14 protein-coding genes are annotated in these 16,056 nt (G+C 53.0%); 8 read left to right on the top strand and 6 right to left on the bottom strand.

Annotated elements, in window-relative coordinates; translation table 11 throughout:
• Positions 1–370: 370 nt before the first annotated feature.
• Both mioC and asnC read right to left on the bottom strand, forming a co-directional pair.
• Complete coding sequence (gene mioC / locus ACLJRS_RS22535) at positions 371–814, bottom strand: FMN-binding protein MioC (RefSeq protein WP_000763722.1); 444 nt, start codon at positions 812–814, stop codon at positions 371–373.
• An 89-nt stretch (positions 815–903) separates the two neighbouring features.
• Positions 904–1,362 carry a transcriptional regulator AsnC gene (asnC, locus tag ACLJRS_RS22530; RefSeq protein WP_000433018.1) on the bottom strand — a complete coding sequence of 153 codons (459 nt, stop codon included), beginning with the start codon at positions 1,360–1,362 and terminating at the stop codon, positions 904–906.
• A gap of 150 nt (positions 1,363–1,512) precedes the next feature.
• Between asnC and asnA the strand changes: the two genes are divergently transcribed.
• Positions 1,513–2,505, top strand: a complete 993-nt coding sequence (asnA, locus tag ACLJRS_RS22525; protein WP_000845123.1) for an aspartate--ammonia ligase — start codon at positions 1,513–1,515, stop codon at positions 2,503–2,505.
• A gap of 4 nt (positions 2,506–2,509) precedes the next feature.
• On the opposite strand, the gene viaA is transcribed toward asnA, so the two are convergent.
• Both viaA and ravA read right to left on the bottom strand, forming a co-directional pair.
• A complete protein-coding gene (viaA, locus tag ACLJRS_RS22520; RefSeq protein ID WP_000956595.1) occupies positions 2,510–3,961 on the bottom strand; it encodes an ATPase RavA stimulator ViaA in 1,452 nt (483 codons plus the stop codon).
• On the bottom strand, positions 3,955–5,451 hold the full coding sequence (gene ravA / locus ACLJRS_RS22515) for an ATPase RavA (protein ID WP_000940975.1): 1,497 nt from the start codon (positions 5,449–5,451) through the stop codon (positions 3,955–3,957). Before ravA ends, viaA begins: the two co-directional genes overlap by 7 nt.
• Positions 5,452–5,798: 347 nt before the next feature.
• Here ravA and kup point away from each other — a divergent pair, with 347 nt between their 5' ends.
• From kup to rbsR, 7 genes are all read left to right on the top strand, one after another.
• A complete protein-coding gene (gene kup, locus ACLJRS_RS22510; protein WP_000102338.1) occupies positions 5,799–7,667 on the top strand; it encodes a low affinity potassium transporter Kup in 1,869 nt (622 codons plus the stop codon).
• 196 nt (positions 7,668–7,863) lie between these two features.
• Positions 7,864–8,283: a D-ribose pyranase gene (rbsD, locus tag ACLJRS_RS22505; RefSeq protein ID WP_000715944.1), complete on the top strand. Its 420-nt coding sequence runs from the start codon at positions 7,864–7,866 to the stop codon at positions 8,281–8,283.
• Positions 8,284–8,290: 7 nt separating this feature from the next.
• Entirely contained in the window at positions 8,291–9,796 is a 1,506-nt protein-coding gene (gene rbsA, locus ACLJRS_RS22500) for a ribose ABC transporter ATP-binding protein RbsA (protein ID WP_000339359.1), read from the top strand.
• A gap of 5 nt (positions 9,797–9,801) precedes the next feature.
• On the top strand, positions 9,802–10,767 hold the full coding sequence (gene rbsC / locus ACLJRS_RS22495; protein ID WP_000211345.1) for a ribose ABC transporter permease: 966 nt from the start codon (positions 9,802–9,804) through the stop codon (positions 10,765–10,767).
• A gap of 24 nt (positions 10,768–10,791) precedes the next feature.
• Positions 10,792–11,682 carry a ribose ABC transporter substrate-binding protein RbsB gene (gene rbsB, locus ACLJRS_RS22490; RefSeq protein ID WP_001056260.1) on the top strand — a complete coding sequence of 297 codons (891 nt, stop codon included), beginning with the start codon at positions 10,792–10,794 and terminating at the stop codon, positions 11,680–11,682.
• Between the two features lie 132 nt (positions 11,683–11,814).
• Complete coding sequence (gene rbsK / locus ACLJRS_RS22485) at positions 11,815–12,744, top strand: ribokinase (protein WP_000844728.1); 930 nt, start codon at positions 11,815–11,817, stop codon at positions 12,742–12,744.
• Between the two features lie 3 nt (positions 12,745–12,747).
• Positions 12,748–13,746, top strand: coding sequence for a ribose operon transcriptional repressor RbsR (gene rbsR / locus ACLJRS_RS22480; protein ID WP_000224494.1), 999 nt, complete (start codon positions 12,748–12,750; stop codon positions 13,744–13,746).
• Here the strand turns inward: rbsR and mdtD are convergent.
• Together mdtD and ACLJRS_RS22470 are read right to left on the bottom strand one after the other, a co-directional pair.
• Positions 13,712–15,139 carry a multidrug transporter subunit MdtD gene (mdtD, locus tag ACLJRS_RS22475; RefSeq protein ID WP_000202067.1) on the bottom strand — a complete coding sequence of 476 codons (1,428 nt, stop codon included), beginning with the start codon at positions 15,137–15,139 and terminating at the stop codon, positions 13,712–13,714. The genes rbsR and mdtD overlap by 35 nt on opposite strands.
• Before the next feature lie 11 nt (positions 15,140–15,150).
• Entirely contained in the window at positions 15,151–15,855 is a 705-nt protein-coding gene (locus ACLJRS_RS22470) for a FadR/GntR family transcriptional regulator (RefSeq protein ID WP_001131144.1), read from the bottom strand.
• Positions 15,856–16,056 lie beyond the last annotated feature (201 nt).

Here is a 16,056-nt window from a genome sequence, read left to right as displayed (position 1 = left end):
CCTCGCATAACGCGGTGTGAAAATGGATTGAAGCCCGGGCGGTGGATTCTACTCAACTTTAGCCGATGGAGAAAGCCCCGGGATCCGGGCTATTAAAAAGAAGATCTTTTTATTTAGAGATCTGTTCTATTGTGATCTCTTATTAGGATCGCGCCAGGCTGTGGATAACTCGGATCCTGTAATAAAGATCAATGCGTTGGAAAGGATCACTAGCTGTGAATGATCGGTGATCGTGGCCCGTATAAGCTGGGATCAAAACGGGTACTTATACACAACTCAAAAAGTGAACAACGGTTATTCTTTGGATAACTACCGGTTGATCCAAGCTTTCCACCAGATTTATCCACAATGGATCGCACGATCTTTACACTTATTTGAGTAAATTAATCCAGGATCCGAGCCAAATCTCCGCTGGATCTTCCGGAATCTCATGCTCAAGGATGTTGATCTTCAGTGTTTCCCCAACCTGTTTTGCGCCAGCGCCTTTCAGTTCCGCTTCTATTTTCTCAATCGCGCCGCAAAACGTGTCGTATTCTCGACTGCCAATGCCAATTGCGCCGAAACGTACCGCGGAAAGATCGGGTTTCTGCGTCTGAAGGTCTTCATAGAAAGGGGTCAGGTTGTCCGGAATGTCTCCGGCGCCGTGCGTTGAGCTGATTATCAGCCAGATCCCGGAAGTTGACAGATCCTCTAATAACGGACCGTGCACCGTTTCGGTTGAAAAACCGGCAGCTTCCAGCTTTTCCGCCAGATGTTCCGCGACGTATTCGGCGCCGCCCAGGGTGCTGCCGCTGATAAGAGTAATGTCTGCCATTGATCGCTCGCTCAGGTAAAGAGGCTGCATTGTACTCTGTGAACGAGCTGGGATCTACCTGTGGAAAAATGTGGGGTTAAAAAAGCCGATCATGGCTTGATGGTGCGCATGATCGGGTTCTGCAAGACGATCAGTGTCTCAGTGGACTGAATTTCATCAATTGTTTGGATCTTGTTGATAAGTACGTGCTGAAGCGCGTCGATTGATTTGCACATCACTTTTATAAAGATGCTGTAGTGACCGGTGGTGTAATACGCTTCCGTCACCTCATCCAGGCTTTCCAGCCGGGCCAGTGCGGAGGGATAGTCTTTGGCGCTTTTGAGGATGATGCCAATAAAGCAGCCCACATCGTAGCCCAGTTGTTTAGGGCTGACGTCAATCCGTGCGCCCGTAATGATCCCGGCCTGCTTCATTTTCTCGACGCGAACGTGAATGGTTCCAGGGCTAACGCCAAATTGTTTGGCCAGTTCGGCGTAGGCGGTGCGGGCATTTCCCATTAAGGCGTCAAGTATGCCGCGGTCCAGATTGTCGATCTGATAATTTTCCATCGCTTTTTCTTATGCAGATTAATGATTATCTCTATTTTAGCCATTATTTTTAACGAATCAAAACCGAAGTTAGCTTTTTATCTGTTGATTATTGAATAGTGCTCTCGTTTTGTTGCTTAATCATAGGCAACAGGACGCAGGAGTAAAAAAATGAAAACCGCTTACATTGCCAAACAACGTCAAATTAGCTTCGTGAAATCACATTTCTCTCGCCAGCTGGAGGAGCGTCTGGGTCTGATTGAGGTCCAGGCGCCGATCCTGAGTCGCGTAGGAGATGGTACGCAGGATAATTTGTCCGGCTGTGAAAAAGCGGTGCAGGTAAAAGTGAAAGCGTTGCCTGACGCCCAGTTCGAAGTGGTGCATTCACTGGCGAAGTGGAAACGTCAAACCCTGGGGCAACATGACTTCAGCGCGGGCGAAGGGCTGTACACGCACATGAAAGCCCTTCGCCCCGATGAAGACCGACTCTCTCCGCTCCACTCGGTCTATGTGGATCAGTGGGACTGGGAGCGTGTCATGGGCGATGGCGAGCGCCAATTTTCCACCCTGAAAAGCACAGTAGAGGCTATATGGGCTGGAATTAAGGCGACGGAAGCAGAAGTGCATAAACAGTTTGGTCTGGCGCCGTTCCTGCCAGAGCAAATTCAGTTTGTTCACAGCCAGGAGCTGTTGTCTCGCTATCCGGATCTGGATGCGAAAGGGCGCGAACGCGCGATCGCCAAAGAACTTGGCGCCGTTTTTCTGGTGGGGATCGGCGGTAAACTGAGCGATGGCCACCGCCATGATGTACGCGCGCCGGATTATGATGACTGGAGCTCCGCATCTGAGCTGGGCTACGCCGGTCTGAACGGCGATATCCTGGTGTGGAACCCGGTGCTGGAAGATGCGTTTGAGCTTTCCTCTATGGGTATTCGCGTAGATGCCGATACGCTGATGCGCCAGCTGGCGTTGACCGGTGATGAAGATCGTCTGCAACTGGAGTGGCATCAGGCGCTGCTGCGCGGCGAAATGCCGCAGACCATCGGCGGCGGGATTGGGCAGTCGCGTCTGACGATGTTGCTGCTGCAATTGCCGCATATTGGTCAGGTACAGTGCGGCGTATGGCCCGCGCAGGTTCGCGAAAGCATTCCTGCTATTTTATAAGCCGTTAGCGCCGCCAGCGTCTCAGCAGGCGGCTTCGCATCCCGGTGTCAAAGCGCCAGATATGATCGAAAATGCGCATGATGCCGGGTTTGCCGTGCGCCGACATCGCCACCGCATGGAATCGATGCTGGTGAAGACGCTGCAACTCTCCCACTTTGCTCACCACGTCATCCGGCAAGCGCTGGGCGATAAAATCCGAAATGACCACCGCATCGGCATCAAACCATTCCCGTCCCTGCATTCTTTCAATAATGGCGCGAAAACAGCTGGCGATATCCGTGCCGCCGCGAAAACGTTGACTTAAAAAGCGGATGGCCTGCTCGATACCTTCCGGGCCGGAGAGTTCATAGCGCACAACGTCAGTGGAAAACAGCATAATAAAGCAGCGGCGGTTATCCGCCAGCGCAACGCGCATCAACGCCAGGCAGAACGCTTTTGCGCACTGCTCGTTAAATCCCCCCATCGAGCCTGAAGTATCGACGCAGACAATAAACGGTCCGCGCGGCTGCTCGTCGACATCCTGGTGTACTACCGGCCGTTCGGTCACTTTCTCACGCCACGCTTCGCCATGCAGGCGATAGGTGAGGAGCTGTTTTTCCACTAATCGGCGGTAGAATTCATATTCCAGCTCGGTGATGCCGAGCGTCGCCAGCTCTGGCGGCAACAGGCGCAGAATATCATCGCCTTGCTGAATACCGTCAACCTGCTCCGGCACCGTAGCGGGTTCGCGTACCAGTGTACGAAAGGTTTCCATCGGCGCGTCTTTTTTCGGTACCGATTTGGCTTCCCGCGAACGTCCCAGTTGTTCCGCCAGTTGCATTAGCTCCGGCTGGGCGGCGAGAAATTCGCCGTATTTTACGATCAGTTGATAATCACCACGTTTAAGCTGGCCCGCGCTCATATCCCACAGGCGGCCTGCGGCATTATCATTTTCCGCCAGCGTCGGTTCCAGTTGCCCGCTCAGCGTCATCCGTTCCTGAACGTCACTCATCAACTGCTCGCGCTCTTCTTCCAGTAGTTGCTGGTTTAACGTGGTGGCCTGCACGACCAGACTTAACCGCCAGCGTTGCAAAAAAAGCGTGTGTAGCGCAGGGGTAAAGGTACTGTTGCTCTCCGTCAACTGCTTCGCCTGCGCGGCATACGGTGAATGCAGGCGATGAAGCAACGCCAGTATTTGCGGCAGTTGCACGATGAACTGTGGGGTAGAGAGAAGTTGGCTTTGCTGATAACACATGACCTCTTCCGTGAGTTCCGGCGGAACGCGTGCGTCTTTAAGACGGCTGCGTAGCGCTTCCCGCCAGCGCGGGAGATCGGCGGTCACGGCGTTTTTTAAACGCGGAAACTTTTCAAAGAAAATGACCAGCTGTGGGGAAGCCAATAGCGCGAGGATCATCTCTTCGACCATTCCCTCTTCGCTGACGGCCAGCATGGTATTTAGCGTATCCAGCGTCAGCATTGTTGCGCCTGGCGGATCTGTTCTCCTACATCCTGCAGGCTGGCCTCAATGCGCCCTAACCAGTCGCTGTGAATAAACAGGCAATGTTGCTGCTCGCTGAAGCGGGTATGCTGCTGGCGCCAGTCGTTTTCTAACGTTTCCAGCTGCTGTTTGATCTCCGCAGGCATACTGTCTTCAGCCGCTCCCGGTAACGCCAGACGGGTACCTTGTAGACTGATGTCGCGCACCACCAGATGTTGAGCGTTATCGACTTCCATATTCAACGTTTGGGCAAAGCCGATCCCGTTCAGTTTGCCGCGGATCTCGCCGCCTTTGGTCAGCCAAAGTTCCAGCGCGCTGCGGTCAAAGGTAATATGGATCACTTCCATATCATGCAGTTTTAGCGGTTTTTGTAGCAATAACGTCAACGTTGACGCACTGGCTTCCGGCGGTAAAGTGTAATGCGGGCGGCGGCTGAACATACCGCCTTCTTTAATGACGGTGAAGGCGGTTTTATCGCTTTGCTGTTGCTGCAACTGGAGGCGGCGCTGGACAATACCGCCGAGGCGAGTCAGCATGGCCTGCTGCTGCCAGGCGTGTCCGGTCATCAATATTTCTAGTTGCTGTTGCATGAGATTCAGACTCTGCGCGTCATACCACAAGCAATCTTTTAGCAGGATAAGGTCAATCGGCGCAACCGCGTCGCGTCCGCTAAAGAAGGCGCTGGCCTGTAACAGGCGGATGGCTTTCTTCCAGCGACGGTCGGAGACATAAGGCGCATTCGGCAAATTATCCAGCTGTTGGCGCAGAGTAAATATCAGCTCAAAGACCGGATCAGGGAGTGAAATCGCGCCGATATCTTTTTGCCACTGTTGATATTCTTCGTCGCTAACCTGTAACGAGGCGGGGACCGGGTTATCACTCTCATCCTGCTGACTAATCAGCATGGAGCGGAAATTGGCTTTATCCTGAACTTTATCCAGCCACAGGCGAATCAACATTCGGTCGTACAAGGCTTCCAGGCTGCTGTCCGCTTCGGGCAGTTCGTTGGAGGCCGCCACCAGCAGCCGCATCGGAATTTTTTCCTCAAATGCGCCGTTGCGGAAATGGCGTTCGTTAATGGCGGTCAGCAATGTGTTCAGGATAGCGGGCCCGGCTTTCCAGATTTCATCCAGAAAAACGATTTCGGCTTCGGGAAGATAGCCGGTCGTTAAGCGTTCATAGCGACCTTCATCTTTCAGCGCCTGAATAGAGAGCGGGCCAAAAACCTCTTCCGGCGTGGAAAAGCGTGTCATCAGATATTCAAAAGCGCGGGCGCGCTGGAAAGCAAACTTCAGGCGGCGGGCAATCAGACTCTTGGCGATACCGGGCGGGCCCAACAAAAAGACGCTCTCACCGCTTAACGCCGCCAGTAGGCAAAGGCGTATGGCATGACTACGTTCATACAGTCCCTTCTCAAGGGCGCTGCTCAGACGGGAAATTCTTTCCGCTAATAAATGTGGGTGAGCCATAATAAAGAGGCGTCCTTTCGACAAATGGATCATGCTAATTGCGAGTATAGACGTTTCACCACCGGGGCTGTAATCGTCTGACGCGCTGTTTATTTTTCTTTGAGCCAGGTTAATCTGGCTTCATTTAGGGGTACGATTTTATGATTAATCGTGCATACTGTGCGCTTTTTTGTGGGCCAAGGGACTAAGCACACATTTCATATCTATACACTCATTCATTCAAACTACATCAAGGCGGCAAAGGAGTGAATCCCCTGGCACTGACTTAAACGTGTGACTGGGGTAAGCGAATGCAGCCGACAAGGAGGTAGGGTGAAGGGTGACGTGTATAAACGAAAGATGAGTCTATGAGCACTGATAATAAGCAATCGTTGCCTGCGATTACCCTCGCAGCTATTGGGGTTGTCTACGGTGATATTGGTACCAGCCCGCTTTATACGCTTCGTGAATGTTTGTCCGGTCAGTTTGGTTTTGGCGTTGAACGAGATGCCGTGTTTGGTTTTCTGTCGCTGATCTTCTGGCTACTCATCTTTGTGGTTTCCATCAAATATCTCACCTTCGTGATGCGCGCCGATAACGCGGGTGAAGGTGGAATTTTGACGCTGATGTCGCTTGCCGGGCGTAATACCTCGGCGCGCACCACATCCATGTTAGTTATCATGGGACTGATAGGCGGCAGCTTTTTCTATGGCGAAGTGGTCATTACGCCGGCGATTTCGGTGATGTCGGCGATTGAAGGCCTGGAGATTGTCGCGCCGCAGTTGGATACCTGGATTGTCCCGCTCTCCATTATTGTGCTGACTCTGTTGTTTATGATTCAGAAGCACGGTACGGGAATGGTAGGGAAACTCTTTGCGCCGATCATGCTGACCTGGTTTTTAATCCTGGCGGTACTTGGCCTGCGCAGTATTATCGCCAATCCCGAAGTGTTACATGCGCTGAATCCTGTCTGGGCGGTACGTTTTTTCCTTGAATATAAAACCGTATCATTTATTGCGTTGGGCGCGGTGGTGCTGTCGATTACCGGCGTAGAGGCGTTGTACGCCGATATGGGACACTTCGGTAAGTTCCCGATTCGCCTGGCGTGGTTTACCGTGGTATTGCCGTCGTTAGTACTGAACTACTTTGGTCAGGGCGCATTGCTACTTAAGCATCCGGAAGCGATTAAAAACCCCTTCTTCCTGTTGGCGCCGGACTGGGCGTTAATTCCGCTGCTGATTCTGGCCGCGCTGGCGACGGTGATCGCCTCCCAGGCGGTCATTTCCGGCGTCTTTTCGCTGACGCGTCAGGCTGTGCGCCTTGGCTATTTGTCGCCAATGCGCATTATCCATACCTCCGAGATGGAGTCCGGTCAGATCTACATCCCTTTCGTTAACTGGCTGCTTTATTTCGCGGTCGTGGTTGTTATCGTTAGCTTTGAGCACTCCAGCAACCTGGCGGCGGCCTATGGTATCGCCGTGACCGGCACGATGGTGCTGACGTCTATTCTTTCTACGACCGTGGCGCGTAAGAACTGGCACTGGAACAAATATTTTGTCGCGCTGATCCTCATCGCGTTCCTGTGCGTGGATATCCCGCTGTTCTCGGCTAACCTCGATAAATTGTTGTCCGGTGGTTGGCTGCCGCTGAGCCTGGGCCTGATCATGTTCACGATCATGACCACCTGGAAGAGCGAGCGTTTCCGTCTGTTGCGTCGTATGCATGAACACGGTAATTCGCTGGAAGCGATGATTGCTTCACTGGAGAAGTCACCGCCGGTTCGGGTGCCGGGTACTGCCGTATACATGTCGCGCGCGCTCAGTGTGATCCCTTTTGCTTTATTGCATAACCTGAAGCACAACAAAGTGTTGCATGAGCGCGTAATCTTACTGACGTTGCGTACGGAAGATGCGCCTTATGTGCATAACGTTCGCCGGGTGCAGATTGAGCAGTTGTCTCCGACATTCTGGCGCGTGGTGGCCAGCTACGGCTGGCGCGAAACGCCAAACGTTGAAGAGGTGTTCCACCGCTGCGGTCTGGAAGGCCTTAGCTGTCGGATGATGGAAACGTCGTTCTTTATGTCGCACGAGTCGTTGATTGTCGGCAAACGCCCGTGGTATTTGCGTCTGCGTGGCAAGCTGTATTTGTTGTTGCAACGCAACGCCCTGCGCGCGCCGGATCAGTTCGAGATCCCGCCTAACCGCGTGATTGAGTTAGGTACGCAGGTCGAGATTTAACCTCCCATCAACATGCCGGGGGCCGCGTTGGCTTACCCGGCCTGGCCAATCCGTAGATTCCCACAAGATAATCGCCTGATTTCCGCTAGCGAAACGTTTCGACGGCGATCACAATTCTGTTACGTCATGATGGTTTTATGAACACATCCAGGGTTACACTGCGGCCAGCGAAACGTTTCGCTAGTGGAGCAGAAAAATGAAGAAAGGCACCGTACTCAACTCTGAAATCTCGTCGGTCATTTCCCGTCTGGGGCATACTGATACTCTGGTGGTCTGTGATGCGGGTTTACCCATCCCGAATAGCACCGCGCGTATCGATATGGCACTAACCCAGGGCGTACCTTCTTTTATGCAGGTGGTGGATGTCGTGACCCGGGAAATGCAGGTTGAGGCGGCGATTCTTGCAACGGAAATCAAACAACAGAATCCGCAGCTCCACGAAACGTTGCTCACTCACCTTGAGCAACTGCAGCAACACCAGGGAAACACCATAAAAATTAGTTATACGACACACGAACAATTCAAAAAATTGACTGCAGACAGTCAGGCGGTGATTCGCAGCGGGGAGTGTTCCCCGTATGCGAACGTCATTCTTTGCGCTGGCGTCACTTTCTGAGGCCGCTATGGACGCATTACTGCAACTCAAAGGGATCGATAAAGCGTTCCCCGGCGTGAAGGCTCTCTCCGGCGCCGCGTTAAACGTTTATCCTGGCCGCGTTATGGCGCTGGTGGGGGAAAACGGCGCCGGAAAATCCACCATGATGAAAGTATTAACCGGCATCTATACGCGAGATGCGGGATCGTTGTTATGGCTGGGTAAAGAGACCACCTTTAATGGGCCTAAATCGTCTCAGGAAGCCGGGATCGGCATTATTCATCAGGAACTGAACCTGATCCCGCAGTTGACCATTGCGGAAAACATCTTCCTGGGCCGTGAGTTTGTGAATCGCTTTGGCAAAATCGACTGGAAAAAGATGTATGCCGAAGCCGACCACCTCTTAGCCAAACTCAATCTGCGTTTTAAGAGCGATAAGCTGGTGGGCGAACTCTCTATCGGCGATCAGCAAATGGTGGAAATCGCCAAAGTGCTGAGCTTCGAATCCAAAGTCATCATTATGGATGAACCGACCGATGCGCTGACCGACACTGAAACCGACTCTCTGTTCCGCGTTATCCGCGAATTAAAATCGCAGGGGCGCGGCATTGTCTATATCTCCCACCGTATGAAAGAGATCTTCGAAATTTGCGATGACGTGACGGTCTTCCGCGATGGGCAATTTATCGCCGAGCGTGAAGTGGCCACGTTGACCGAAGATTCTCTTATCGAAATGATGGTGGGACGTAAGCTGGAAGATCAGTACCCGCATCTGGATAACGCGCCGGGTGAGATTCGCCTGAAGGTCGATAATCTGTGCGGACCGGGCGTGAATGATGTCTCTTTTGTGCTGCGAAAAGGCGAGATCCTTGGCATCTCCGGCCTGATGGGCGCCGGTCGCACCGAGCTGATGAAAGTATTGTACGGCGCGATGCCGCGAACCAGCGGTTACGTGACGCTCGATGGACACGAAGTGGTGACGCGTTCTCCGCAGGACGGGCTGGCCAATGGCATCGTTTATATCTCTGAAGACCGTAAGCGCGATGGACTGGTGCTCGGCATGTCAGTTAAAGAGAATATGTCGCTGACTGCGCTGGATTATTTCAGCCGCGCTGGCGGAAGCCTGAAACACAAAGATGAGCAGCAGGCGGTGGGGGATTTTATCCGTCTGTTCAACGTCAAGACGCCGTCAATGGAACAGGCGATAGGCCTGCTTTCTGGCGGTAATCAGCAAAAAGTGGCGATTGCCCGCGGGTTGATGACGCGCCCGAAAGTGCTCATTCTCGACGAGCCGACCCGCGGCGTGGACGTCGGCGCCAAGAAAGAGATTTACCAGCTTATCAACCAGTTTAAGGCCGACGGCCTGAGCATCATTCTGGTCTCATCTGAGATGCCAGAAGTATTAGGCATGAGCGATCGCATCATCGTCATGCATGAAGGGCATCTCAGCGGTGAATTTACTCGCGAGCAGGCCACCCAGGAAGTGTTAATGGCTGCCGCAGTGGGCAAGCTTAATCGCGTGAATCAGGAGTAAAAAAGATGACAACCCAGGCTGTTTCTGGTCGCCGTTATTTCACTAAAGCGTGGCTTCTTGAGCAGAAGTCGCTCATTGCCCTGCTGGTGCTGATCGCGATTGTTTCGACGTTGAGCCCCAACTTTTTTACCGTTAATAATCTGTTCAATATTCTTCAACAGACCTCCGTCAACGCCATTATGGCGGTGGGGATGACGTTGGTGATTCTGACATCGGGGATCGATCTGTCCGTCGGTTCCCTGCTGGCGCTTACCGGTGCGGTTGCCGCTTCAATCGTCGGCGTTGAAGTGAATGCGCTGGTCGCGGTTGCCGCCGCGCTGGCGCTGGGCGCCGCGATTGGCGCTGTTACTGGCGTTATCGTCGCGAAAGGCCGCGTACAGGCGTTTATCGCTACGCTGGTGATGATGCTGCTACTGCGCGGCGTGACGATGGTTTACACCGACGGTAGCCCGGTCAACACTGGCTTTACCGATAACGCCGATCTGTTTGGCTGGTTCGGTATCGGCCGTCCGCTGGGCGTTCCTACGCCGGTCTGGATCATGGCTATCGTCTTTATCGCCGCCTGGTATATGCTGCATCACACCCGTCTGGGACGCTATATCTACGCGCTGGGCGGTAACGAAGCGGCGACGCGCCTGTCTGGCATTAGCGTGAGCAAAGTGAAAATTATCGTCTATTCACTTTGCGGCCTGACAGCGTCGCTGGCGGGCATCATTGAAGTGGCGCGCCTCTCTTCCGCGCAGCCGACGGCGGGTACCGGCTATGAGCTGGATGCTATTGCCGCCGTGGTGCTGGGCGGCACCAGCCTTGCAGGTGGTAAAGGGCGCATTGTTGGGACATTGATCGGCGCATTGATTCTCGGCTTCCTTAATAATGGTTTGAATTTGTTAGGTGTTTCCTCCTATTACCAGATGATCGTCAAAGCGGTGGTGATTTTGCTGGCGGTACTGGTAGACAACAAAAAGCAGTAACAACGACTACAGGACATCTGAAATATGAACATGAAAAAACTGGCTACCCTGGTATCTGCTGTTGCGCTGAGCGCCACCGTGAGCGCGAATGCAATGGCGAAAGACACCATTGCGCTGGTGATCTCTACCCTCAATAATCCCTTCTTCGTGTCGTTAAAAGACGGGGCGCAAAAAGAGGCGGATAAACTGGGTTATAACCTGGTGGTGCTGGACTCCCAGAACAACCCTGCCAAAGAGCTGGCGAACGTGCAGGATTTAACCGTTCGCGGGACCAAAATTCTGCTGATCAACCCGACTGACTCCGATGCGGTGGGTAACGCGGTGAAGATGGCGAACCAGGCGAAGATTCCGGTTATCACGCTTGACCGCCAGGCAACCAAAGGTGATGTCGTCAGCCATATTGCGTCTGATAACGTGCTGGGCGGTAAGATAGCTGGCGACTATATCGCGAAAAAAGCTGGCGAAGGCGCCAAAGTGATTGAGTTGCAAGGCATTGCTGGAACATCTGCGGCGCGTGAGCGTGGCGAAGGTTTCCAGCAGGCGGTAGCCGCCCACAAATTTAATGTCCTGGCCAGCCAGCCTGCCGATTTCGACCGTACTAAGGGTCTGAACGTCATGCAGAACCTGCTGACCGCGCATCCGGATGTTCAGGCTGTCTTCGCCCAGAACGATGAAATGGCGCTGGGCGCATTGCGCGCGCTGCAAACTGCCGGTAAAGCAGATGTGATGGTGGTTGGATTTGACGGTACGCCGGATGGCGAAAAGGCCGTAAAAGATGGCAAACTGGCAGCGACTATCGCTCAGTTACCGGATCAAATCGGCGCCAAAGGCGTTGAAGTGGCGGATAAGGTGCTGAAAGGCGAAAAAGTTCAGGCCAAATATCCGGTTGACCTGAAACTGGTCATCAAGCAGTAATAAACGACACGGGTCAACTATGGCCTGATGGCGACAGAAATACGCGAGCCTCCGCTGAGGTGAACGTAAAAAAAGAAAAGCAGGGCACGCGCCACCCTAACCGGTGGCGCACTTTGACGTGGAACCCCGAATATGAAAACCGCAGGTAATCTCATCGTCCTTGGCAGCATTAATGCCGATCATATCCTTAATCTTGAGTCCTTCCCTACCCCGGGTGAAACGGTAACCGGTAGCCATTATCAGGTCGCGTTTGGTGGGAAAGGCGCGAATCAGGCGGTTGCTGCGGGACGTAGCGGGGCAAATATTGCGTTTATCGCCTGCACGGGCGATGACGATATTGGCGACAGTATTCGTAAACAATTAGTCAGCGATCGTATTGATATCGCGCCAGTTAGCGTTATTAAAGGCGAGTCTACCGGGGTGGCGCTGATTTTCGTTAACGGCGAAGGCGAGAACGTCATCGGTATTCATGCCGGAGCGAATGCCGCGTTATCGCCGGCGTTGGTTGATGCGCAACGTGAACGTATCGCGCAGGCGGATGCGTTACTGATGCAGCTGGAATCGCCGCTGGAAAGCGTACTGGCGGCGGCGAAAATCGCCCATCAACATCATACTACTGTTGCGCTTAACCCGGCGCCTGCCCGTGAGCTACCGGATGAACTGCTGGCGCTGGTGGACATCATCACGCCAAATGAAACGGAAGCTGAAAAGCTGACGGGCGTGCGTGTGGAAAATGACGACGATGCCGCGAAAGCTGCGCAGGTTTTGCATGATAAAGGCATTCGAACCGTATTAATTACCTTAGGAAGCCGTGGCGTCTGGGCCAGCGTAGACGGCGAGGGCCGCCGCGTTCCTGGATTTAGCGTTGAGGCTGTCGATACCATTGCCGCCGGAGATACGTTTAACGGCGCCTTTATCACCGCGATACTGGAGGAGACGCCGTTGCCGGAAGCGATTCGCTTTGCCCATGCCGCCGCCGCGATTGCCGTAACGCGTAAAGGCGCGCAGCCGTCCGTTCCGTGGCGCGAAGAGATAGAAGCGTTTTTACATCAGCAGGGGTAACGCTTGGCTACTATGAAAGATGTTGCCCGCCTGGCGGGAGTCTCTACATCGACGGTCTCTCACGTTATTAACAAAGATCGCTTTGTGAGTGAGACGATAACCGAAAAAGTTGAAGCGGCGATTAAATCACTTAACTATGCGCCTTCTGCGCTGGCGCGAAGCCTCAAGTTAAACCAGACCCGCACGATTGGTATGCTAATTACCGCCAGTACCAACCCTTTTTATTCCGAACTGGTGCGCGGCGTTGAGCGAAGCTGTTTTGAGCGCGGTTATAGTCTGGTGTTGTGCAATACCGAAGGCGACGAGCAACGGATGAACCGCAACCTGGAGACCCTGATGCAAAAACGGGTAGACGGTTTACTGCTGCTGTGTACCGAAACGCATCAGCCTTCTCGTGAAATCATGGAGCGTTATCCGTCTATTCCTACCGTCATGATGGACTGGTCGCCGTTTGATGGCGAGGGCGGTAGCGATCTCATTCAGGATAATTCGTTGTTAGGCGGCGATCTTGCCACCCAACACCTTATCGATAAAGGATTTACCCGAATAGCCTGTATTACCGGCCCGCTGGACAAAACGCCAGCGCGTTTGCGGCTGGAAGGGTATCGGGCGGCGATGAAACGCGCAGGGCTGGCTATTCCGCAAGGCTATGAGATCACCGGCGATTTTGAATTTGGCGGCGGCTTTGACGCCATGCAGGCGTTACTCGCCCATCAACAGCGACCGCAAGCGGTTTTTACCGGAAACGATGCGATGGCTGTCGGCGCCTATCAGGCGCTATATCAGGCGGGGCTTCGTATTCCGCAGGATATGGCAGTCATTGGCTATGATGATATTGAGCTGGCGCGCTATATGACGCCGCCGCTGACGACTATCCATCAGCCGAAAGATGAATTGGGCGAGCTGGCTATTGATGTGTTGATTCATCGGATGGCGCAGCCCGCCTTGCAACAACAGCGACTTCAGCTTACTCCGATTTTGACGGTGCGTGGGTCGGTTTAGATTTATGCCGTTCTTTAATCAGATTGTTGCCGTCTTTGGCTCTTAGCAGCATAAACATCAGCGCGGACACGATAGTGATCGCCCCCATCGTGATAAAGGTATAGTGGAACTGTTCCACGGTACTGGTGCCCGCAAAACCTTCATAAATACGTAACACCGCCGCGCTGATCGCCACGCCTAAACTGATAGACAATTGCTGCGTAACCGCCAGAACGCTGTTGCCGCTGCTGGCGTTATCGTCTGTCAGATCCGCAAGAGTAATCGTATTCATTGCCGTAAATTGAGTGGACATCGCCATTCCAAGAATGAATAGCGGCAGTACGAGCATCCAGATCGGCATGGCGGGAGATTGAAACGAAAACTGGGCAATCATCAGACCGATAAATACCGTAATGCTGACCAGAGTCTTCCGGTATCCCAAACGTCGCAAAACCTGCGTTACGGTCGATTTCGCGATAATAGAACCCAAAGCTGTCGGCGCCATCATGCAGCCGGCGATCAGAGCCGGGTAGCCAAAACCAACCTGTAGCATTAACGGAATCAAAAAAGGTACGCAGCCTGTCCCCAGACGCGTGGCGAGGTTGCCGGCAATGCCAACGGAAAATGTGCGTGTCTTAAACAGCGATAGTGATATTAACGGTGTCGGATGACGGCGGGCGTGGCGGATATAGGCCAATAGTAGAACGATACTGCAAAAAATAATGGCGGATGCGATCCATGTCGCCACAATCTTTTCGCCAAACAGTTCCATTCCGCTGGAAAATAAAACCAGACTTAACCCAAAAAGAAAGAAGCCGATCATGTCAAACTTGCGACGCGGCGTGGTGAAGTTGGGCATATATTTGCGGGCATACAGAATGCCTGCAACACCAATGGGAATATTAATCAGGAAGATCCAGTGCCAGCTTGCCCAGGTCACCAGTACGCCGCCTAATACCGGCCCCAGAATCGGACCTACCAGCCCCGGCATAGTGACAAAGTTAAGAACGGGCAGCAGCTCACTACGCGGATAGGCTCGCAATAACGCCAGCCGCGCCACTGGCATCATCATCGCTCCGCCGACGCCTTGTACGACGCGAAAAATAACCAATTCAGATAGTGAACTGGAGAGCGCGCAGGCCAGCGAGCCTAACGTAAACAGACTTACGGCAACCATAAAGACGCGACGCGTACCGAAGCGGTCAGCCAGCCAGCCGCTTACCGGAATTAACATGGCTACTGTCAGGGTATAACTGATAATAGCGGACTGCATGGCGAGTGGGGAACGGTTAAGACTATGCGCAATAGCCGGTAAAGCGGTATTCAAAATGGTGGCGTCTAGCGCCTGCATAAAGAAGGCCATCGCCGCGATCCACGGCAGGCCAGCCATACTGCGCGCTTTTTTGCTGGTCATTCAATATCCTGTTAATTATCTGGTCTCTCATTGGGCGCTATTAACAACGCCTGACAGGCCTGGAAAGCGCGTTCGCCGTCGCCATCAGCGATGGCATCAACAATGGCCTGGTGCAAATCCAGCTTTACCACCTCGTTATAGGTGATTGAGGTAAAGTAAGTGTGATAAACCGAATGAAATAGCGTAGCAAAAGAGATTAGAAAGGGATTGGCGCTCATTTCGTAGATATGCTCGTGCCACGCCATATCCACTTCAATCCAGCGTTCACGCTTAAAATGCTTTTTCAGCGCGACCATCTCTTCCATTAAGGCATTAAGCCGCGCTTTCTGCTCCGGTGTGCCAAGAGTCGCCGCCAGCAGGCAGGCTTGCGGCTCCAGGCTAATACGCATCACCAGAAAATGATCCACCACCTGATGAAAATTTTCTTCCGTCATCCACCAGGTCAGCAGCTCTTGATCCAGAAAGTTCCAGTTTCCCTGCGGCATCACCCGCGTACCAATGCGCGGACGGGGTAGCACCATGCCTTTAGCCGTCAACGTTTTCACCGCTTCGCGAACTGCCGTTCGACTTACGCCGTACTGCTCGCCCAGTTCTATTTCGCCGGGAAGAATCGTACCGGGGGCGTAGTCACCCTTTAATATCCGCTGCGCCAGCTTTTCAGCCAGAACATAGGATAGATTTTTCTGTGCGGCTAATTGTTGTGCGCTTAAAGGCATGAATGTTCTTCCTTTCTCTTTCGTTTGGTTATTAGTATGCCACCTGGAAGTGTGATTGCAGTTGCAATAACGGCAATTTGCTTATTTTATGGCACGTTAAGCACGCTGTTGATGAAAAAAGAGACACTCAGAAAATTATTTTAAATTTCCTCTTGTCAGGCAGAAATAACTCCCTATAATGCGCCACCACTGACACGGAAC

It is taken from the genome of Salmonella sp. SAL00670 (genome assembly GCF_046552235.1).
GTDB classification, from domain to species: Bacteria; Pseudomonadota; Gammaproteobacteria; order Enterobacterales; family Enterobacteriaceae; genus Salmonella; species Salmonella enterica.
The sequence above is the reverse complement of the archived record's forward strand: the minus strand, read 5'-3'. Positions and strand labels throughout refer to the sequence as shown.